Annotated in this window: 21 protein-coding genes and 1 pseudogene; 13 read left to right on the top strand and 9 right to left on the bottom strand. The window is 66.8% G+C overall.

Annotated features, from left to right (window positions below):
- The first annotated feature begins 102 nt into the window (after positions 1 to 102).
- Positions 103 to 756: a hypothetical protein gene (locus QK290_RS11655; RefSeq protein ID WP_282330807.1), complete on the top strand. Its 654-nt coding sequence runs from the start codon at positions 103 to 105 to the stop codon at positions 754 to 756.
- A 109-nt stretch (positions 757 to 865) separates the two neighbouring features.
- Here QK290_RS11655 and QK290_RS11650 read toward each other — a convergent pair whose 3' ends face one another.
- Positions 866 to 2308, bottom strand: coding sequence for a glycosyltransferase 87 family protein (locus QK290_RS11650; protein ID WP_282330806.1), 1443 nt, complete (start codon positions 2306 to 2308; stop codon positions 866 to 868).
- Between the two features lie 112 nt (positions 2309 to 2420).
- On the opposite strand from QK290_RS11650, the gene QK290_RS11645 reads away from it, so the two are divergent.
- Together QK290_RS11645 and QK290_RS11640 are read left to right on the top strand one after the other, a co-directional pair.
- A complete protein-coding gene (locus tag QK290_RS11645; protein ID WP_282330805.1) occupies positions 2421 to 3638 on the top strand; it encodes a molybdopterin-dependent oxidoreductase in 1218 nt (405 codons plus the stop codon).
- A complete protein-coding gene (locus QK290_RS11640) occupies positions 3638 to 4150 on the top strand; it encodes a hypothetical protein (protein WP_282330804.1) in 513 nt (170 codons plus the stop codon). The genes QK290_RS11645 and QK290_RS11640 overlap by 1 nt, the downstream gene beginning before the upstream one ends.
- Here the strand turns inward: QK290_RS11640 and QK290_RS11635 are convergent.
- Genes QK290_RS11635 through QK290_RS11625 form a run of 3 tightly spaced genes read right to left on the bottom strand, consistent with a single transcriptional unit; the run spans position 4111 to position 6358 of the window.
- Positions 4111 to 4848, bottom strand: a complete 738-nt coding sequence (locus tag QK290_RS11635) for a class I SAM-dependent methyltransferase (RefSeq protein ID WP_282330803.1) — start codon at positions 4846 to 4848, stop codon at positions 4111 to 4113. The genes QK290_RS11640 and QK290_RS11635 overlap by 40 nt on opposite strands.
- Positions 4845 to 5543: a DUF2064 domain-containing protein gene (locus tag QK290_RS11630; RefSeq protein WP_282330802.1), complete on the bottom strand. Its 699-nt coding sequence runs from the start codon at positions 5541 to 5543 to the stop codon at positions 4845 to 4847. The genes QK290_RS11635 and QK290_RS11630 overlap by 4 nt, the downstream gene beginning before the upstream one ends.
- Complete coding sequence (locus tag QK290_RS11625; RefSeq protein WP_348994457.1) at positions 5540 to 6358, bottom strand: glycosyltransferase family 2 protein; 819 nt, start codon at positions 6356 to 6358, stop codon at positions 5540 to 5542. Before QK290_RS11625 ends, QK290_RS11630 begins: the two co-directional genes overlap by 4 nt.
- A 122-nt stretch (positions 6359 to 6480) precedes the next feature.
- Between QK290_RS11625 and QK290_RS11620 the strand changes: the two genes are divergently transcribed.
- Together QK290_RS11620 and QK290_RS11615 are read left to right on the top strand one after the other, a co-directional pair.
- A complete protein-coding gene (locus tag QK290_RS11620) occupies positions 6481 to 7221 on the top strand; it encodes a response regulator transcription factor (protein ID WP_282330801.1) in 741 nt (246 codons plus the stop codon).
- Complete coding sequence (locus tag QK290_RS11615; RefSeq protein ID WP_282330800.1) at positions 7214 to 8353, top strand: HAMP domain-containing sensor histidine kinase; 1140 nt, start codon at positions 7214 to 7216, stop codon at positions 8351 to 8353. The genes QK290_RS11620 and QK290_RS11615 overlap by 8 nt, the downstream gene beginning before the upstream one ends.
- Here QK290_RS11615 and QK290_RS11610 read toward each other — a convergent pair.
- Together QK290_RS11610 and QK290_RS11605 are read right to left on the bottom strand one after the other, a co-directional pair.
- Positions 8350 to 9417, bottom strand: a complete 1068-nt coding sequence (locus QK290_RS11610) for an NAD-dependent epimerase/dehydratase family protein (protein ID WP_282330799.1) — start codon at positions 9415 to 9417, stop codon at positions 8350 to 8352. The two genes, QK290_RS11615 and QK290_RS11610, sit on opposite strands and share 4 nt — an antisense overlap.
- Positions 9414 to 10343, bottom strand: coding sequence for an MTAP family purine nucleoside phosphorylase (locus QK290_RS11605; protein ID WP_282330798.1), 930 nt, complete (start codon positions 10341 to 10343; stop codon positions 9414 to 9416). The genes QK290_RS11610 and QK290_RS11605 overlap by 4 nt, the downstream gene beginning before the upstream one ends.
- Positions 10344 to 10532: 189 nt before the next feature.
- Here QK290_RS11605 and QK290_RS11600 point away from each other — a divergent pair, with 189 nt between their 5' ends.
- The 4 genes and pseudogenes from QK290_RS11600 (at position 10533) to QK290_RS11585 (ending at position 13416) form a co-directional block, all read left to right on the top strand.
- Positions 10533 to 10868: a metalloregulator ArsR/SmtB family transcription factor gene (locus tag QK290_RS11600; RefSeq protein ID WP_282330797.1), complete on the top strand. Its 336-nt coding sequence runs from the start codon at positions 10533 to 10535 to the stop codon at positions 10866 to 10868.
- Between the two features lie 31 nt (positions 10869 to 10899).
- Complete coding sequence (locus tag QK290_RS11595) at positions 10900 to 11607, top strand: SRPBCC domain-containing protein (protein WP_282330796.1); 708 nt, start codon at positions 10900 to 10902, stop codon at positions 11605 to 11607.
- A gap of 370 nt (positions 11608 to 11977) precedes the next feature.
- Positions 11978 to 12231: pseudogene (locus QK290_RS11590) on the top strand (phage tail protein); the annotation flags it as partial.
- Between the two features lie 129 nt (positions 12232 to 12360).
- Entirely contained in the window at positions 12361 to 13416 is a 1056-nt protein-coding gene (locus tag QK290_RS11585) for a DNA polymerase IV (protein WP_282330812.1), read from the top strand.
- Between the two features lie 88 nt (positions 13417 to 13504).
- Here QK290_RS11585 and QK290_RS11580 read toward each other — a convergent pair whose 3' ends face one another.
- Genes QK290_RS11580 through QK290_RS11570 form a run of 3 tightly spaced genes read right to left on the bottom strand, consistent with a single transcriptional unit; the run spans position 13505 to position 14972 of the window.
- Complete coding sequence (locus QK290_RS11580) at positions 13505 to 14224, bottom strand: GntR family transcriptional regulator (protein ID WP_282330795.1); 720 nt, start codon at positions 14222 to 14224, stop codon at positions 13505 to 13507.
- Positions 14225 to 14229: 5 nt separating this feature from the next.
- A complete protein-coding gene (locus QK290_RS11575; RefSeq protein ID WP_282330794.1) occupies positions 14230 to 14745 on the bottom strand; it encodes a PTS glucose transporter subunit IIA in 516 nt (171 codons plus the stop codon).
- Positions 14742 to 14972 carry a PTS glucose/sucrose transporter subunit IIB gene (locus QK290_RS11570; protein WP_193342966.1) on the bottom strand — a complete coding sequence of 77 codons (231 nt, stop codon included), beginning with the start codon at positions 14970 to 14972 and terminating at the stop codon, positions 14742 to 14744. The genes QK290_RS11575 and QK290_RS11570 overlap by 4 nt, the downstream gene beginning before the upstream one ends.
- A gap of 186 nt (positions 14973 to 15158) precedes the next feature.
- Between QK290_RS11570 and QK290_RS11565 the strand changes: the two genes are divergently transcribed.
- The 4 genes from QK290_RS11565 to QK290_RS11550 are packed head-to-tail and all read left to right on the top strand — an operon-like array spanning position 15159 to position 18732.
- On the top strand, positions 15159 to 16412 hold the full coding sequence (locus tag QK290_RS11565) for a PTS transporter subunit EIIC (protein ID WP_282330793.1): 1254 nt from the start codon (positions 15159 to 15161) through the stop codon (positions 16410 to 16412).
- Positions 16402 to 17697, top strand: a complete 1296-nt coding sequence (locus tag QK290_RS11560; RefSeq protein WP_282330792.1) for an amidohydrolase family protein — start codon at positions 16402 to 16404, stop codon at positions 17695 to 17697. The genes QK290_RS11565 and QK290_RS11560 overlap by 11 nt, the downstream gene beginning before the upstream one ends.
- Positions 17678 to 18487, top strand: coding sequence for a glucosamine-6-phosphate deaminase (nagB, locus tag QK290_RS11555; protein WP_282330791.1), 810 nt, complete (start codon positions 17678 to 17680; stop codon positions 18485 to 18487). The genes QK290_RS11560 and nagB overlap by 20 nt, the downstream gene beginning before the upstream one ends.
- A complete protein-coding gene (locus QK290_RS11550; protein WP_282330815.1) occupies positions 18463 to 18732 on the top strand; it encodes a hypothetical protein in 270 nt (89 codons plus the stop codon). The genes nagB and QK290_RS11550 overlap by 25 nt, the downstream gene beginning before the upstream one ends.
- Positions 18733 to 18735: the final 3 nt, after the last annotated feature.

Genomic DNA, 18735 nt, shown 5'->3' with positions numbered 1-18735 from the left:
CCCCGCCACCGGGCTCTTCGACGACAACTACGTCATCTACGCCAAACTCAAAGCCTGAAACGGACCTCTCCTGCGGAGCGGGAACAGGCAAGGACGGACAACATGACACACCGACACCACACACTGGCCGCCCTGGCCGTCGCCTCTCTGCTGCTCTCCGGCTGCGCTACTGCGGCGGGGTCGGTGGATGCGGTGTCCGACCCGCCGTCGGACGTTTCAGCGCCGGCCTCACCGGGAACTTCGCCGAGCGCGGGACATTCCGGCAGCAACGCCAGCGGACACCATGGCGGCGCCGCGGCAACGCCCGGCGCAACTCCGGCCGGACCCAGCGATGCCGCCCAGATGGTGTGCGGGGACCAGCCCATGGAAAGGCTCACCGCCATCCTTGACCTGAAGGAGGACCCGCACACCGTCAACCACTGGGCGGACAGCACCTTCACCTGCACCTACCACCTGCAGGAAGGTGCGCTGGATATTTCCGTCCAGGAAGCCGCAGACCCCGCATCCGCACGGAAGTATTTCGACGCGATGCAGGCCCTCGCAAAGGACGCGACCCCCATCAAAGGCCTGGCAAACCTGGGCTTCCCGGCCTATGAAACCGCAGACGGCTCGGCCGTGTTCCAGAAAGACAACTTCGTCCTGCACGTCGATGCCTCGCACCTGCCGAACACTGTGGGCCCGGAAAGCATCAGCCGAAACGCCTTGGCCTACCAGCTCTCCACCACCATCCTCGCCTGCTGGGTAGAGCACCCCTGACATCACGGATCCCTTGTTGCTGTCCGTATCGCTCATTCGTGGTGGAACAGTCATGCAGCAGGATGAGAACGTTGAGTCCGTTGGATCCAAGCCGGAAGTCGCTGCCATCTCAGCCCGGGGAACGCCGTTGTCTCATCGCTGTGGCAACCACAATTAGTGCGGCGGCGACGCCCAGTCCCAGCCGGGCCACCAGCTGGCCGTATGGTTCGGCGCCGGTGAAATACATCATTGCCAGTACGGGGGCAATGGCGGTGAACTCGTAGCGGCGGCTGAGCACCACGAACGGCAGGAGCAGCAAGGCGTACCACGGGTAGCTGGGCGAGACGAGCAGCAGCGTCCCGCCGACCATGAAAACCTGCCCGTCCCATGGCCGGGCGGCGTCGGTGCTCCGCCACACATACACGGCCAGACCCACTAGCAGCACCAGTGCCGCCGGCATCGCCCAGCTGGCCGGGAGCACCAGCTTCAACAGTGTGAAGCGCGGGCTGTCCTGCCCGTCGTACCCCTCCGATTTGAGGTAAGTGGGCAGATAGCCCAGTACCGTCCAGCCGCTGGCGAGGACATACGGAATGTACGACGCTGCGAAAGTGGCAGCGGCCGCAGCGACGAAGCGGACCGGCTGGCGGTAGAGCAGTGCCGGGGCGCTGATGGCGGGAATAAGCTTGGTTGCTACCGCCGCCCCGAAGGCCGCCCCGGAACCCAGCGTGCGCTGGCCCACCAGCAGCAACGCAGCGGCCAGCGCCAACGCCGCGCCGAGGGTGTCCACGTGGGCGCCGTTGATGGCTTCGAAGGCTACCAGCGGGGACCAGGCCCACCACACTGCCTGGTGTGCCGGACGGCCTGTGCGGCGCAGGAACGTCAGCAACAGCACCGTCACGGCCAGGCTCAGCAGCAGCCCGACCAGCTGGAAGGCAATGAACCCAACTTGTGCGCCGGGGATGAGCCGAACGGCAAGGAAATACAGCTCCGCCACGGCCGGATAGACAGTGGGCACGGAGGGCCGGTTGATTCCCGTGCACAGCGTGCCGCCGCCGGGAACGTTGGTGGTGGTCTCCGTGCCGGACGAAAAGGGGTTGGTGTGGCAGGTTCCGTCCGGTCCGGCGTCCTGGAACAGCCATTCCGGTCGCAGCTGCCGAAGAGCCTCATCGGCCGGCACGTATCGATAAGGGCTAATTCCCTCCTTCTGGACGATGCCATCCCAGGCGTAGCGGGCGGAGTCATTGCTCGTGGCCGGCGGTGCCGAAATCGCCGCGGTGCCCAGCAGTACCGAGCCCAGCAGCACGACGGCGGCCGCATGCCGGGCGGGCATCTTCCGCGCCATCAGGGCGGCCGGGAGAAAGAGTACCCATGCCGCCAGCGCGCCAATGGGGGACACCCACTCCGCGGACGGGTCGGTGGTGACGGTCCACCAGACGAAGCCGGCCAACAATCCCACCAGCGCCAGCGCCGCAACGGTGGCGCCGGTGCGCGGTGTCCCGTGTGCCGCCAGGCTGTCCTCCGCCGGCCCGGGAGCCTGGCCGGCCCGCGCGCGGCGGGGTGTTAATTCATTCACCCCTTGATCCTGCACCGGGCGCAGGCCCGTTGGCCATGGAACCACAGGAGCGTTCGAGTTTTGTAAGGTCTGGCCCGGGACTGGATACGGGCCTCGGTGGTCTGATGTGAGTATGGACAGATTGACCACCCTCCTCCAGCAGCGGATGGAGGCGGTGAACGGACGGTTTTCCTCCCGCTTGCGGAGCAAACGCCTGACAGTTGTGTTGGGCCGCTGGCTTGGCATGGCGTTCACGGTCTGCTTCTTGACCGGACTCTTCAGCCACCTCCTGCAGGATCCGCCCGGCTGGATGTTATTACCGACCCGTCCGGTGTGGGTGTACGCGGCTACACAGGGCATTCACGTCACCACCGGGATAGCCTCCATCCCGCTGCTGGCAGCCAAGCTTTGGTCCGTTTTTCCCGAACTGTTGCGTTGGCCGCCGCTGAAATCGGTGGTGCACGCCCTGGAGCGGGGCTCGATTGCCCTCTTCGTGTCCGCCTCTCTGGTGGAAGTCACCATCGGATTGCTCAACACCTTCCAGTGGTATCCCTGGCCGTTTTCCTTCAAGGACGTCCACTATTGGCTGGGCTGGGTGATCATTGGCTCGCTGGCCTTGCACATTGCAGTCAAGCTGCCGCTCATCCGGGCGCACTGGAGCCGCCGGTCGGAGGCTTCCGCCATCGCGGGTGAGGCTGCTGAAGCGGCGCCGGAGCCCGATACGGTTCCGGCTGCCATGGCGCCTGCCACCAGGCCCGGGTGGAGCCGCAGGGGGTTCTTGGCGGCAATGACCGCCGGTACCGGCGTCGTCGTTCTGACGACGGCGGGCCAGTCGGTCGCTTGGCTGGCGGGCCTGAACCTCTTCGCACCGCGCCGGATGGACGCGGGGCCGCAGGGGGTACCGGTCAACCGGACGGCGGCCCAGGCCGGTGTTGAGGGCGCTGCGCTGGCCCCCGACTGGGTGCTGACCGTGTCCTCGGGACCGGTGCAGAAGACGCTGACGCTGTCCCAGCTGGCTGCCTTGCCCCAGCACAGCTACGGACTGCCCATCGCCTGCGTGGAGGGGTGGAGTCAGGGCGCCCAATGGCGTGGTGTCCGGATTCGGGACCTGATGGCCTTGGTAGGGGCGCCCGCGGACGCCGGATTGCAGATTTCCAGCATGGAGAAGGGCGGCGTGTACGGGCGCTCCTTCATGCCCGCCGCGTACAGCCAGGACGACATGACCTTGTTGGCGCTCGAACTCAACGGCGCGCCGCTGAACCTTGACCACGGTTATCCGGCACGGATCATCGCCCCCGGCCGGCCGGGGGTACTGCAGACCAAATGGGTGCACAAAGTGGAGGTGATCTGATGCGACTGCCATTGATGGGTCCCCCGGTGACGATGGAGCGCGGACCGTTTTGGTGGGTGCGGGCAGCTCTGGGCGCTTTGGGCGTGGCAGCCCTCGGCTATGCTGTCTTCGGATTCCTGGCCAATGTGCCGATTGCCCAGTTGGTCGGCGTGGCGGCCTGGCTTGCCGCAGCACTGGTGGTGCACGACGGCGTGCTGGTCCCCGTGACGACGCTAGCCGGCGGCGGACTGTCGCGGCTGACGTATGGGCTGCGCCCCGTTCAGCAGGGGATAGTGCGCGGCACCCTGCTGGTAGGGGCGGTGGTGACCTTGCTGGCAGCCCCCCTGATTCGCGCCCAGCAGGTACTACAGCCAGGCGGCCTGGAAAGCGGGGCCAACGATACAGTCCTGCAGGGGGACTATCTACACGCCTTGGGCATCTTCTGGCTGGTTCTGGTGGTGGCCGCGGCGGGGTTCGTGGCCGCCGTCGGACTTTACGCCCGACGTTCCAGCGTCAAAAAGACCCGGCCCTGAACAGTCCGTGTGGCGACGGAGGCCAGTCCCGCCCGGGCTGCATGGGCTGCCAGTGCTTTCGCGCCGGCGCGGGCCCAGGGAAAGGCGGCGCTGGCCCGTCCGGCCGAATCCTCCAACACGGCCAGATAGGCCACATCGAGGGAATCGGGGGTTTCAGCCTCTGCCAACGCATGCCCGCCCGGTGCCAGCAGTGCGGCAACACGCTCCAGCAGCACCCGTATGTTCCCGCCGATTCCGATGTTCCCGTCCAGCAGCAGCGCCGACGCCCAACCGCCCTCGTGCGGGACGGGGTCAAAGATGGAGCCATGAATCGCCACTGCGCCACGGCTGGTGGCCACCCGCACCGCGGGAGCGCTTGCGTCAACGCCCATTGCCACCAAGCCCAGTTCACCGGCGGCGGCCAGCATCCGGCCAGGGCCGCAGCCCACATCAAGAACGGGCCCGCGTAGGGTGCTCAGCAGCTCGCGTTCGCAGGCGGTGGCCGGGCCGGACCAGCCTTGCATGCTGAAGTGGACCGGCCCGATTCGTTCCGGGCGGGCGGATTCCGGGCGGAGGGTCAGGTGCCCCAGGCCGAGTGACAGGCTGCCTGCGTACGGCTCGTGTCCGCCTTGCCCAAACAAGGCGACCGGGATGCTGCCGCCAGCAGATTCGCCGCTGGCCCAGGGGCCGGTATTGGTCGACGCTGTCTGGGCGCTCATCCCTGGGCCGGCCCTTGGGTTGCTGCGCCGGTCGGCACTGGAACGGGCACCTTCGCCGCCGGCAGCCCCAGGGCCAGGCGGTCAACCGCGCGGGCAAACGGTGTGCCGGAACAAGCGCGGGCGGCGGCCAAGGCATCGGCAAAGTGGTCCACGTCCGTCAATGTGGGCAACAGCCCCACCGCCAGGCCGGCGCCGGTCAGCCGGGCCAACTGTTGCGCCCCGGTCTGCGGGGTGGACATTTCCACGCCCCGGACCAGCTTGCCGTCGGGCCGGTGCAGGCCCAGGGCCCAAAAGCCGCCGTCCGTTGCCGGTCCGATCCAGGCGTCGTGGCGGGGCGTCGGGGTGGTCCAGTCCGCCAGCAGCCTTGCGAGCGGTGTAAAGCAAAACTGGGGTGTGTCCATGCCCAGAATCAGCAGCGGGCCGGTGATTAACGAACAGATGACCGCCAGCCGTTCGTCCAGCCGGCCGCCGCTCTGGGCAACCACGTCAAACCCCGCAGCGTCCCTGCGGTGCGGCGCCCCGTCAAACACCAGCAACCGCCTGGCCGCGGGCAAGGACCGCACAGTGTCCAGCGTCTGACTGAGGCTGGTCTGGGCCAGGGCTGCTGCCTGCGCAGGCGTGAGCGGTGGCGTGAGGCGCGTCTTGACTTTGCCCGGGATGCATTCTTTGGCGATGACCGCGATGGTAAGGATCACGGCGTCGCTCCCCGGGCCTCGGCCGGGGGTCCGCCCGCGGTCGGTCTGCCGGCGCCGGTAGCTGGCGTCCACCGCGATGCGGCGGCCAGCTGCGCCCTCATGTCCTTGAGTGCTGTCAGGGTTCCACGCACCGTGCCGGTCACCTTGGACTTGCCCAGGCGCGGCGCATAAGCGACCGGAACCTCTGCCACGCGCCAGCCGTCGCGGTGGGCTTTGAGGAACATTTCCAGCGGATAACCGCTGCGCCGGTCGGTGAGGTCCAGCCCGAGCAACGCAGTTCGCCGGGCCAGGCGAAGTGGGCCCAAGTCCGTGACGGGGATTCCCGTCAACCGGCGCAGCCGCCTGCTCAGGACGATGTTGGCCAGCCGGGCATGGACCGGCCAGGCGCCGCGGGCTGGCTGCCGGGCACCCAGGACCAGATCGGCACGCCCGGTGCGCACCAGCTCCAGCATCGGGGCCAGTTGTGCAGGATCCAGCGAACCGTCGCAATCGCAGAAGGCCACAAACTCCGCCGTGGCAGCCACCAGGCCAGCATGGGCTGCCGCACCAAAGCCACGCCGCGGTTCATGCACGACGGCGGCCCCCAGACTGGAGGCGAGCTTTCCGGAGCCATCGGTACAGCCGTTGTCCACCACTATTGCCCGGTATCCAGGCGGCAGGGCCCCCAGAACCTGGGGGAGGGCCGAAAGCTCGTTGAGGCACGGCAGCACGACGTCCACCAGCACGGCGGGTGCGCCGCCGGCGCCGACGACCGCAGCGCAGGGGGCGCTGGCCGCGCCGGTTCCATCATGCGAATTGCTCAGTTTTTTCTCCACCCTTCGACCGTAGAATCCGCGGGGCCGGCGCGGCAGGTGGAAATGCTTACGAAACCGGGACGCTTGCCCTCCGGAAGCCCTATGCAGACCCAAAGTGGCGTCCACGAACCTATGCTGGGAACGTGAATAGTGTTCAGCCCGACGCGGACCCAGGGGACGTTGGCAACCGGCGCGTCCTGCTCGTTGAAGACGAGGCCACCATCGCCCAGGTGGTTCACGACTATTTGGTGCTGGCTGGTTTCCAGGTTGATACGGCAGGTGACGGATTCAGTGCCCTGCACCTGGCCCGGACGCACAACCCGGACCTGATCATCCTGGACCGTATGCTGCCTGGTTTGGACGGGGCTGAGGTATGCCGGCGGATCCGGCTCACCCACTCCATGCCCATCATCATGCTCACCGCGCTGGGCACCGAAGACGACCGCATCCTGGGCCTGGAAATGGGCGCTGATGACTACGTCACCAAGCCCTTCTCGCCCCGTGAGCTGGTGCTTCGGGTGAAGTCCGTGCTGCGCCGCAGCGTCAAGGAATTCACCCCGGAACCGCCCGTGGAGCTGGCCGGCTTTGCCCTCAACCCGGCCTCGCGCATTGTCAGATACCGCGATAAGAACCTCATACTGACAGCTAGGGAATTTGATCTTCTGGCGTTCTTTTTGCGCCGCCCCAACCAGGTCTTCAGCCGCGACGTACTCATCAAGGCCGTCTGGGGCTGGGACTTTGGCGATCTGTCAACGGTGACAGTGCACGTGCGCCGGCTGCGCGAAAAAATCGAAGCCAACCCCACCACGCCCGTGCTGCTGAAAACGGTGTGGGGCGTGGGGTACAGGTTCGACGACGGCACGGAGCCGGCCAGCCATGACTAGCGGCGATCTGTTCATCATTGTCACGGTTGTGCTGTCATGGGCGTTGGCCATCGGCGCCGTGACTGTGGTGCTGCAGCGCCTGCTCGGCAGGACCTCCATTGTGGTGCAGATCCTGCTCGTGGTCCTGGCCACCATCGCCATCCTGGTGGCAGGGATGGTGAGCGCCTTCAACGCCATGTTCATCTCGGAGGCGGATCTTCAGGTGATGTGGTTCATCCTGGCGATCGCCTCGGTCGTTGCCACGGTGGTCGCAGTGCTCTTGGGAGTCGGGCTGGCAAGGAACACCAACCGCCTGGCCGGGGATGCGGCCAGAATCGGCCGCGGAGAGCCCGTGGCACCGCAACGGAAAATGACCTCGGAACTGTCCGCGTTGGCCGCCGAGCTTGCTGCCACCAGCCATAAACTCGAAGAATCCAGACAACGGGAACAGGCAGTGGAGGCTGCACGGCGCGAACTGGTGGCCTGGGTTTCCCACGATCTGCGTACCCCGCTGGCCAGCATGCGCGCCATGGCCGAGGCGCTGGAGGATGGCATTGCCGAGGATGTTTCCGGCTACCACCAGCGAATAATCGGCCAGACCGACCAGATGGCCGTGCTGGTCAATGACCTGCTCGAGCTCTCCAAGATCCAGGCTGGAACCTTGGTGCTGGACCACCGGCCCTTGGACCTGTACGACGTCGTCAGCGACGCAATTGCCGACCTCGCCCCTGTTGCGGCCGGCCGTGCCATTGCCATCAACGGCGACGCCGTTGCCCCCACGTTGGTGGCTGCAGATGGCGCGTCGTTGTCCCGGGCCATCCGCAATGTGGTCCTCAACGGCATTCTGTACAGTGCTCGTGGAAGCACCGTGTCCATTGCCGTGAACTCCGCCGCTGGCGAGGCGGTAGTAGAGGTGCGCGACGGCTGCGGCGGGATCCCGGCGGAGGACCTGCCCCGGATGCTCACCGCGGGCTGGCAGAAGGACGCCGGTCGCACCAAATCGCGATACAGCGGCGCAGGGGTTGGCCTAAGCATTGTCCACGGCATCGTGCAGGCCCACGGTGGCACTCTGGAGGTTGCCAACGTTGGGGGTGGGTGCCGGTTCCGGTTGCGGATCCCCGCCGGCCAGGAGGGTCTGGGACCAGCCGTCTAGGGCAGTTCCCCGCGCAGCGGGGCGGTGGCGAACTCACGCATGCCGTCCTCAAACGCATGCCGCGGAGCCCAACCCAGTTCGGCTTTGGCCCGTGCAGAGCTCGCGGTGATGTGCCGGACGTCGCCCAGCCGGAAGTCCCCTGTGATCACGGGGACCGGGCCGCCGCCAACAGCGCTCAGGGCGCCCGCCACCTGACCAATGGTGTGGACCTCCGAGGCTCCCACGTTGTACGCCCTCATACTGCCTGCCGCCATGACCCCGCCTGCCGCCAGCGCTTCAACGGCGCACAGGTTTGCCTCCGCAACGTCCGCCACGTGGATGAAGCTACGGCGCTGGCCGCCGTCCTCGAACACCCGCGGCGCCTGCCCGCGGGCCAGGGCCGAGCGGAACAGGCTGGCCACGCCCGCATAGGGTGTGTCCCTGGGCATCCGGGGGCCATAGACGTTGTGGTACCGCAGGGCCGCGGCAGTGCCTCCGGTTGTACGGGCCCAGACCGATGCCAGGTTTTCCTGGGCCAGTTTGGAGGCAGCATAGACGTTGCGCGGGTCCAGCACCGCGCCTTCGGAGACCAGTGTGGGCAGCAGGACCTCGCCGGTGACAGGGTCCCGTGGGTCAAAGATTCCGAGCTTCATGTCCTCCACCCGGCGTGGGCCGGGCCGCACCAGCCGGCCGGATGAGTCCGTGTAGGCGCCCTCGCCATAGACCACCATGGAGGAAGCGAGCACCAGTTTGTCCCTGCCGGCCGAGGCCATGCCTGCCAGGAGTACGGCCGTGGCCAGGTCATTGTTGCGGACATAGTCCGGCGCATCGGAGAAGTCGACGCCGAGGCCCACCTTGGCGCTCTGATGGACAACGACGTCGATCCCCTCCAAAGCCGCAGCAACGGTGGATGCATCGCCAACGTCGCCCACCAGCAAAGACGCGCCGGGATCTGCTGCAGGCCTGACCGGATGCACCACCGGATCCAGCGAATCCAGGGTCCGGACCTCCCAGCCGCGGGCCAGGGCGGCTTCGACGATGTGGCCGCCAATGAAACCGGCTCCGCCTGTGACCAGAATTTTCACGGCCTGCTCCGTGCAGTACCGGGGCTTACCGGGCTGGCGGCGCCCATCACAGTGGCGACGGCGTCGGCGGGCATAAGGGCCATCCGCGGGAATCCGCCGACGTCCGCCGTTTCCACGCAGGCCAGCCCTGCGGATACTCTCCTCGCCGCCTCGGATAGCACGGCCAGAATCCGCGGCCGCGCGGCCGCCAGGCGGCCGAGTACCAGCTCCGCGGTCACGGGCTCGGAACCGTCGTGGCCGGTGTCGGCGTCGGTGATGAACGCCAGCGCCGCGAAATGCATGTTCAGCTCCGCCGCCAGCACCGGCTCGGGGTATTGGGTCATGCTGACGAGATGCGCACCGGCCCGGACCAGGGCTGCCGACTCGGCCTTGGTGGAAAAGCGTGGCCCGTTGGTGACAGCCACGGTTGCAGCGGGTGCGAATTGTTCGCGCTGCACCTCGAGAGCGTCGATGAGTGCGGCACGCAGCGGGGCACTGTAGGGCTCGGCGGCGGGCAGGTGCTGCACGCCGGTGGGCAGCGAGCCGTCGTAGAAAGTGTCCGCCCGGCCCCAGGTCCTGTCCAGAAACTGGTCGGGTACGGCAAAGGTCCCGGTTCCGTGGCTCGGAACCAGTCCGCCCACTGCCGCGGACGAGATGACAGCCTCCACACCCATGCTCTTGAACGCCCAGAAGTTGGCACGGTGGTTGATCTGCTGCGGGGCAATGCTGTGTCCGCGGCCGTGCCGGCTCAGGAACACGACCACCGGGCCGTCCGCACCTCCGGGACCGTCCCGTGCAGGCAGCCGGGCAACGGTGACGGGGCTGGACGGCGGGCCAAACGGCGTCGAGGCGTCCAACGTTTCCAGCACGGCCGCCCCGGGCAGCCGGTACAGGCCGGTGCCGCCAATAATGCCGACGCGGGCCAGGGATTCCGAGGGATAGTCCATGACCTCATCATGCCAACCCCGGCAGCAGTTGACGCGGGTGGAATCCTTACAAGTCCCGAACAAGCTGCGCCGCAGTCCAGTTGTTGTTGGCTCATAGCTGTACACGCGCTCCAGTAATCGTCAAAAGTGCGCGCCATTTTCGATCGCGAGGCCTTGCTTAATGCGTTAGTCAGAATTAACGCATTCATAGTGTTGGATGCCTTGGAGATCGCTGCGGAGCCGAGCCGGCGGCGGTTGCTGCGTCTCCTGGCCCGCCAGGAACAGTCCGTGGGGGAGTTGGCCGCCCACTTCACGGTCAGCCGCTCGGCGGTCTCCCAGCACCTGCTGCTACTGGAACAGGCAGGCCTGGTTATTGCGCGCAAAGAAGGGCGGAACAGGTTTTACCGGCTCAACCCCGAGGGCATGGGCCGGCTCCGTGCACTGGTCGAGCAGTTCTGGACCGACGAACTGGATTTGCTGGCCGCGGACGCGGCCGCATTGGCAGCAGGTCGGCACGGTCCAGGCAAGTCCGCACCACCCCGCTAGGTACTTCGCTTCAAGACAAAGGACCGCTCTCATGAGCTTCGACAAAACCATCCACCTGCCCGTCGACGCCGACGAAGCTTTCGCCCTGATCACGCAGCCAGAACGCCTGCGCCGCTGGAAGACGGTGGCCGCCAGTGTGGACCTTCGCGTAGGGGGCGAATACCGCTGGACCATCATCCCGGGCCACCACGCGGCTGGTACGTTCCAGGAAATCGAGCCGGGCAAGCGCATCGTGTTCACTTGGGGCTGGGAGTCCGGCACGGACCTGCCGCCCGGTGCGTCCACGGTCACCATCACGCTGGAGCCGGTCGACGGCGGTACGTCGTTGCGCCTGGTGCATGAGGGCCTCACGCCTGAGCAGTCCACGGCACACGCCGAAGGCTGGAACCACTACCTGGGACGTCTGGTCGCGGAGACCTTGTCGGATTCCGGGGCCGGCCCGGACGAATGGTCCGCTGCCACGGACCGGGTCGATGCGGCTCCCGAGGTCCGCATCGCCGAACTTGCGCAGACCACGCTGGAAGCGTTCGCCCGCCGCGGCCTTGATGGCACGATCGATATGGGCTTCGCCAAACTTCCCGCCACAATGGTGGCCAGCATCCTGAACCTTGAGTCGATGGTCCATGCGTGGGACTTCGCGAAGGCAAGCGGCCAGCACCTGGTCGTGTCCGACGTCGTCACGGACTATGTGGAGGGCCTGGCCTTGGTGACCATTTCCGGCCGGACCGTCGCCGTCTGACCGTTTCGCCGGGTGGAGCCACAGCGCCGAGCCAGCTCGAGGTCTCCGGGTATAGCCTCATCGAAGCCGAGACTTCTGAGGCAGCCCTGGAACTCGCCAAGCAGCACCCGCACCTGAATATGCCGGGCAGCGAAATCGAGGTCCACGAGGGCCAGCAGATTCCCGGAATGTAGCTGCGGACCTTCTCGTCATATCCTGCCGGGGCCGCCGCGCTATCAGGGCGGCGGCCCCGGCCCCCTCTGAGTCAGGAATTCCCATGCCCTGCACGAACGCGAGGACCGTTGCGAGGGCGATCGCGGTCCAGGCGAACGTCCCGATCCACGCGCATGCGTGCGGGGCTGCCTCGGCCATGTTCGTCAGGCTAGACCAGCTCGTGATCCGCTCCCACCCGCTCGAAGCAGCCGCCTTCGACGTCAACGGTTTGCGGATGGACTACGTGTTCTACGAGAGTCGGGGCTGTCGGTCAACGTCATGTACAGCATCGAGGACGGCGGAAAGCGAGCGGTCGGATTCAAACTGGCTGACGGCATGGAGATTCCGGCGGAACTGCCATCACGTTTCATGTTCGCCCGCCAGAAATCAAAGCTGGCAGGTGTTATCCGCGGTTCCTACTTCGTCGATTAAGGGCGAGTACTGATCAGCTGACTTGCGCGCCCGGCAGCATGCCGAGTGCGGTTTCCGCCGTCTCGATGGAGAGCCGATGCCCGCCGGGGATGTTTAGGGCAGACTGGTGGCGTGAGCGGATTCCGGTGGGTGCTGCACGTCGATCTTGACCAGTTCATCGCGGCGGTCGAGGTGCTCCGGCGGCCGGAGCTTGCGGGCAAGCCGATCATTGTCGGCGGTCGCGGCGATCCCACGGAACGGGCTGTGGTGTCGACTGCATCCTACGAAGCCAGGGCGTTCGGTGTGGGTTCCGGAATGCCCCTGCGCGTTGCGGCCCGGAAAGTGCCCGACGCTGTGATCCTGCCCGTCGATCATGAGGCATACCTCGCGGCGTCTGAAACGGTGATGGCTACCCTGCGCGCGCTGTCCGGCACCACCGTGCAGGTGCTGGGCTGGGATGAAGCCTTTGTAGGCACCGAGGCGGAGGACCCGGAAGCCTACGCCCGGCAGGTGCAGGCAGCTGTCCTGGAGCGAACGCAGCTGCATTGCAGCGTGGGCATCGGCGACACGTTGGTCCGGGCCAAGGTCGCCACCGGTTTCGGCAAGCCGGCCGGTGTCTTCCGTCTTACCGCCGGGAACTGGCTCGACGTCATGGGTAGCCGGCCCACCAAGGACCTGTGGGGCGTCGGAACCAAAGTGTCCGGCCGGCTGGCCAAGCTCGGCATCAACACCGTTGCCGAGCTCGCCGCGTCCGACCCGCAGGACCTGGTTGCGGAGTTCGGCCCCAGGATGGGTCCGTGGTACGCGGAGCTCGGGCACGGGGACGGCGCCAGCGTTGTGGACGATACCCCGTGGGTTGCCCGCAGGCATAGCCGCGAGACTACCTTCCAGCGGGACCTGACCGAGCCCGCCCAGGTGGACGAGGCCGTGCGGGAGCTGACAGCGCGTGTCTTTGAGGACGTTGTGGCCGAAGATCGGCCCGTGGTGGGCCTGACCCTGAAGGTACGGTACGCACCGTTCGTCACCAAGACCCACGCGAAGAAGATACCCGAGACATTCGACCGGAACGAAATCCTCGCGCGGGCATTGGACCTCGCAGCCGGAATCGAAGCGGGCCGTCCGATCCGGCTCCTGGGCCTGCGGGCCGAGATGGCTATGCCCGACGCGGCCCGAAAGGGACATACGCCTACGCGTGGCGGTTGGTGACGGCGCCGCTCCCGTTCTCACCAGCGCGGAAGATCGCTTCGGTGACTGTGGTGGCGCCGACCTGCACGATCACCCGTGTGACGCCGGGTCAGCCCAGCGCCAGGCGCATCGAGACCTGGTACCGGTCCGAGCGGTACGTGGAGATGGCGTACTCGATGGGAGTGCCCGGTTCCTCGGTCCCGGTGAAGGAACGGCGCTTGAAGAGCAGGACGGGTGCTCCCGGCGCGATGTCCAGCAGGGCAGCCGATTCCACTGACGCCGCGGCGGCCCCTACGGTCTGCTCTGCCTGTTGGACCGGGTGCCCGGCGGCTCCCAAAGCCCGGTACAGGGACCCGGTCAGATCTGACGAGAGCAGATCCGGCAGCAGGTCCGGCGGCAGCCACGACTCATCGACGCTGACTGGTGCTCCGTTGGCCAGGCGGAGCCGCCGGACCCGGTAGGCGGGCTGTTCCGGAGCCAGCCCCAGATGTTCGGCGGCCGCCGCAGGGGGCACTGCCGTGGACACGTTGATGACCCGTGTACTGGGCACGAAGCCTGCCTGCCGCATGTCCTCGTTGAAGGAAGCCAGGTGCAGGGTGGAACGGACCAGCCCGTGCGAAACGAAGGTCCCTTTCCCCTTGATCCGAACCAGCGCCCCGTCCTGGACCAGGTCCGAGATGGCCCGGCGGACTGTGATCCGAGAAACCCCGAACTGCTCCTCCAGCTGTCGTTCGCCCAGCAGGGCATCGCCGGGCCGCAGCGTGCTGGACACCAGGTCCTGGAGTTGCCTTCTGAGCCAGACGTGTTTCAGTTCCCCTGCTGTATCCATGTCTCCTATTTTCCGGGAAGATCGAACAGGCGTGCGCCTGCTTCCACGCGCCCGCCGGATGCCGCCGCTTCGATGGCGTCCGCCGCGCTGTCCAGGATCACCACGGGACTGCACATGCTCAGGTCCTTTGATCGGACCAGGGTAACGTCCACGGTGATCATGGGATCGCCGGCGCGGACCTGGTCGCCCTTCTGCGCGATCACCGTGAAGCCCTCGCCCTTCAGGCGTACGGTGTCGATTCCGACGTGCACCAGCACGGCGGGCCCAGACGCGTGCTGGACGATGTAGGCGTGCGGCATGACCTTGACCACCTTGCCGTCAAGGGGCGCCACAGCGGTGATCACGCCGGCGTCGTCATCAGGGATAACGGCTGCGCCGCCGCCCACGAGCCCTTTCGCGAACACCGGGTCCGGCACTTCGCTCAGCGGGATGAGCCTCCCGGGCAGCGGCGAGGCCACGCTGATAATTTGAGCGGTTGTTTCCGTGCCCAATTCAGGTGCGGTCACGTCAGAACGGCTCACATCAGATCCTGGATGTCTTCGGCGAGGCTCTCGGCTTCCGGGCCCACCACTACTTGGACCACTGTGCCGGACATCATCACGCCGTGGGCGCCGGCGGCCTTGAGGGCGGCCTCGTCCACGCGGCCGGCGTCCACCACTTCGGTGCGCAGGCGGGTGATGCACCCTTCGATCTCTTCGACGTTCCCGGCGCCGCCAAGGGCGGCGAGGATGATTTCTGCTTTGGACATGTTTACTCCCTGTGTTGGTGAGCGGTGAGGGGCGGTGGTTCCGGAAGCCAATTTGGAGCTTGAGGTTGACAACTGTGGCCGGCGCCCTTCACAGTGATGGTTGTCACTGGTTATAACCAGTTAGCTAGACTCTACTGAATCAAGCATCCCCGCACAAGCACCACCCTCTTCGAGACGAGGAACATCATGACAACGGAAAACCCCACAGCCGGCGCCGCGGCGCCGGAAAAGGCCAAGGGCAGCGGCAAGGCCCTGCAGAACATGCAGCGCTTCGGCCGAAGCCTCATGCTGCCCATCGCCGCCCTCCCCGCGGCAGCGCTCCTGCTCCGTCTGGGCCAGGACGACCTGTTGGGCAGGTTCGAATCCCTGACCACCGTCGCCCAGGTCATCGGTGCCGCCGGTGGCGCCCTGTTCGAGAACCTGCCGCTGCTCTTCGCCGTCGGTATCTCCTTCGGATTCGCCAAGAAGGGTGACGGATCCACGGCCCTCGCGGCCGTCGTCGGGTACCTGGTCCTGACCAACGTCTTCAAGGTCATGGCGCCGCTGGTGATGGGCGCGGCCCCGGAAGGCGGGAAAGATCCCGTCATCAACTACGGTGTGCTGGCCGGTATCGTGATGGGCCTGACGACGGCGTTGCTCTGGCAGCGCTTCCACCGCACCACCCTGCCGGACTGGCTGGGCTTCTTCGCCGGCCGCCGGCTGGTGCCCATTCTGACGTCCTTCGCCGCGATTGTGATCGGCGTGGTCCTGGCACTTATCTACCCGTATTTCAACACCGGACTCACGGCCGTCGGCAACGCAGTGGCGGACAACACCGTGGTGGGCAGCGGGGTCTACGGCACCCTCAACCGGCTGCTGATCCCGCTGGGACTGCACCACATCCTGAACTCCGTCGTGTGGTTCATCCTTGGTGACTACAACGGCGCCCATGGTGACCTGAACCGGTTCTTCGCCGGGGACCCTACCGCCGGCGTCTTTATGACCGGCTTCTTCCCCATCATGATGTTCGCCCTGCCCGCCGCCGCTCTGGCCATCTGGCAGGAAGCCAAGCCGTCGCAGCGGAAGATCGTGGGCGGCGTGATGCTCTCCACCGGCCTCACCGCCTTCCTCACGGGCATCACCGAACCGCTCGAGTTCTCGTTTATGTTCGTCGCCTGGCCGCTGTACATCGTGCACGCCTTCCTCACCGGAACGTCCATGATGCTGGTCAACTTCCTGGGCATCCACCACGGGTTTGGCTTCTCCGCCGGGGCCATCGATTACGTCCTGAACTTCGGCATCGCACAGAACCCGCTGTGGCTGATCCCGATCGGGCTGGTCTATGCCGCCATCTACTATGTGGTGTTCCGCTTTGTGATCCGCCGCTGGAACCTGCGCACCATGGGCCGCGAAGATGAAACCGACGAGAACGGCTCCATGGCCAAGGCCGATGCAAGCTGAGCTTTTGTCGGCCCGGAGCGGCGGGGACGACGGCGTGGTGGCGCTGCGGGGCCGCCTCGTCACCGGCCACCCAGGCGACGCAGTGATTGACGACGGCACCGTGGTGATGGCCGGGGGAACCATCCGGTGGTGCGGCCCGACGTCGGACCTGCCGGGAGGATTCGACTCCGAGGTCCGGCTGGTGCCGCTGATCCTGCCCGGGCTCGTGGACGTGCACTGCCACGGTGCCGTGGGGCACACCTTTTCCGCGGACGCTGACGGGGCCAGGCTGGCCGCCGCCCATCACGCCTCGGAAGGCACGACGTCGGTACTCGCCTCGCTCGTTTCGGCGCCGTCGCCCGTGCTGCTGGAGCAGATCGCGGCGCTGCGGGACGTGGTGGCAGAAGGCGCCCTGGCCGGCTTGCACCTGGAAGGGCCGTTCATCACCAAGAGCATGTGCGGGGCCCAGGACCCTGCAGCCATCATCGACGGCGATCCGGCGCTCCTGAAGCAGTGGCTTGAGACGGGGCGCGGGACCGTGCGGTCACTGACCCTGGCCCCCGAAACCCCGTACTTTGCTGAGCTGGTGCAGCTCTGCCGGGAACACGGCGTTGTGCCTTCCCTTGGGCACACCGCCGCTACGGCATCCCGCACCCGGGAAGTCCTGGGCGCTGATGGCGGTGCTGGTGGTGGTGACCGCCAGTGGTCGGCCACGCACCTGTTCAACCGGATGCCTTCGCTGGGCCACCGGGCTGCCGGGCCCGTCGCGGTGATGCTGCAGGCCGCCGAGCAGTCACCTGGGCACATGGTGCTTGAGCTGATTGCCGACGGTGTGCATCTCGACCCGGAAATCGTCCGCATGGTTTTCAACCTCGTGGGTCCCCGCTCCGTTGCCCTCATCACGGATGCGATGGCAGCGGCCGGAATGTCCGATGGGCACTACACCCTCGGCAGCCTGGACGTGCTGGTCCAGGACCGGGTGGCGCGGCTGGCGCCGTCGGACAGGACCCAATCCGGGGAAGGGGAGGAAACCGGAGCGATCGCCGGGGCCACGAGTTTCCTGCTGGAAAACGTGCGCCGCTGCGTCGAATGGGGGATTCCGCTCGCCGACGCCGTGGCTGCGGCTTCGTCCACGCCGGCCCGGCTGATGGGCCTTGACCGGGGCACCACCAGGGTTGGCGCCATCGCCGCGGGATATCGCGCGGACATACTGGTGGCCACCGACGAACTTGACCTCGTGCAGGCCTACCGTGCCGGCACATCACAAACGCAGGAAAGGAAAGACCGTGCAGATAGTTCTGTGTGAGTCCGTCGATCAGGTAGGAGCCCGGGCGGCAGACATCATTGAGGCCAGGGTGCGGAGGGGTCCGGCGGTCCTGGGCCTGGCCACCGGAGGCTCCCCGAGTTCCACCTACCAGGAGCTCATCCGACGGCACCACGAGGAACAGCTCAGCTTCGGCCAAGTCACCGGCTTCACGCTCGACGAGTACGCAGGACTGCCAAAGGAACATAGGCGGTCGTACTACTCCACCATCCGGCGCGAGTTCGTAGACCAGGTCGGCCTGCCCCTGGAGCAGCTTTTCACCCCGCAGGGCGACGCGGCGGACCTCGTTGCCGAGGCAGAACGCTACGATGCAGCGATTGCGGCGGCCGGGGGAGTGGACATCCAGATCCTGGGCATCGGCGCGAACGGCCACATCGGGTTCAACGAACCGACGTCGTCACTTGCCTCGCGGACCCGGGTAAAGACCCTGGCGGGAGCCACCCGCACTGACAACGCCCGGTTCTTCCCGGACGGCAGCGTACCGCGGCTGTGCCTGACCCAGGGACTGGGGACCATCCGCGAGGCGAAGCTGGCCGTCCTCGTGGCGATGGGGGAGAACAAGGCCGCCGCCGTCCAGGCGATGGTGGAGGGCCCTGTCAGCGCCAACTGTCCGGCGTCGGTGCTGCAGCTTCACCCGAGGGCCGTGGTCCTCCTGGACCCGGCGGCCGCGTCCCGGCTCTCCATGCTCGAGTACTACCGGGACGCGCAGGAGTTCAACGACCAGCTCGGCCAGACCCCTACCAGACCGTGGCTGATCAGCTCTTCAACCTGAAGGCGGATGCCGAGGCTGGCGCTCGCCACTCATGGTGCGAGCACTCCGTGGCGGGAGCATTCGGCGGTCCAGCCCAGCGGCGTCACCTGGACTTTCATGCGTCGCCGGCAGGCGGCGCAGTAGCGCGGCGGTTCCATTGCGAGGCGTTCGCCGCAGCGGTGGTGAACGTCCGACGCCGGGCTGTCGCCGCCGTCGGACGGTACGCCGCAGTGCCCACAGAACATAGCGGCGGAGCCGGTGGTTGATCC

It is taken from the genome of Pseudarthrobacter sp. AL07 (genome assembly GCF_029960665.1).
In the GTDB taxonomy this organism is placed as follows: Bacteria; Actinomycetota; Actinomycetes; order Actinomycetales; family Micrococcaceae; genus Arthrobacter.
Note: the sequence above shows the minus strand (reverse complement) of the source record. Positions and strands in the feature narration are given on the sequence as shown.

Coding starts and splice junctions, on each gene's coding strand:
- QK290_RS11560 (WP_282330792.1), top strand. CDS start 16,402: ATGCAAGCTGAGCTTTTGTCGGCCCGGAGCGGCGGGGACGACGGCGTG.
- QK290_RS11655 (WP_282330807.1), top strand. CDS start 103: ATGACACACCGACACCACACACTGGCCGCCCTGGCCGTCGCCTCTCTG.
- QK290_RS11645 (WP_282330805.1), top strand. CDS start 2,421: ATGGACAGATTGACCACCCTCCTCCAGCAGCGGATGGAGGCGGTGAAC.
- QK290_RS11570 (WP_193342966.1), bottom strand. CDS start 14,972: ATGTCCAAAGCAGAAATCATCCTCGCCGCCCTTGGCGGCGCCGGGAAC.
- QK290_RS11605 (WP_282330798.1), bottom strand. CDS start 10,343: ATGGACTATCCCTCGGAATCCCTGGCCCGCGTCGGCATTATTGGCGGC.
- QK290_RS11615 (WP_282330800.1), top strand. CDS start 7,214: ATGACTAGCGGCGATCTGTTCATCATTGTCACGGTTGTGCTGTCATGG.
- QK290_RS11565 (WP_282330793.1), top strand. CDS start 15,159: ATGACAACGGAAAACCCCACAGCCGGCGCCGCGGCGCCGGAAAAGGCC.
- QK290_RS11640 (WP_282330804.1), top strand. CDS start 3,638: ATGCGACTGCCATTGATGGGTCCCCCGGTGACGATGGAGCGCGGACCG.
- QK290_RS11635 (WP_282330803.1), bottom strand. CDS start 4,848: ATGAGCGCCCAGACAGCGTCGACCAATACCGGCCCCTGGGCCAGCGGC.
- QK290_RS11595 (WP_282330796.1), top strand. CDS start 10,900: ATGAGCTTCGACAAAACCATCCACCTGCCCGTCGACGCCGACGAAGCT.
- QK290_RS11580 (WP_282330795.1), bottom strand. CDS start 14,224: ATGGATACAGCAGGGGAACTGAAACACGTCTGGCTCAGAAGGCAACTC.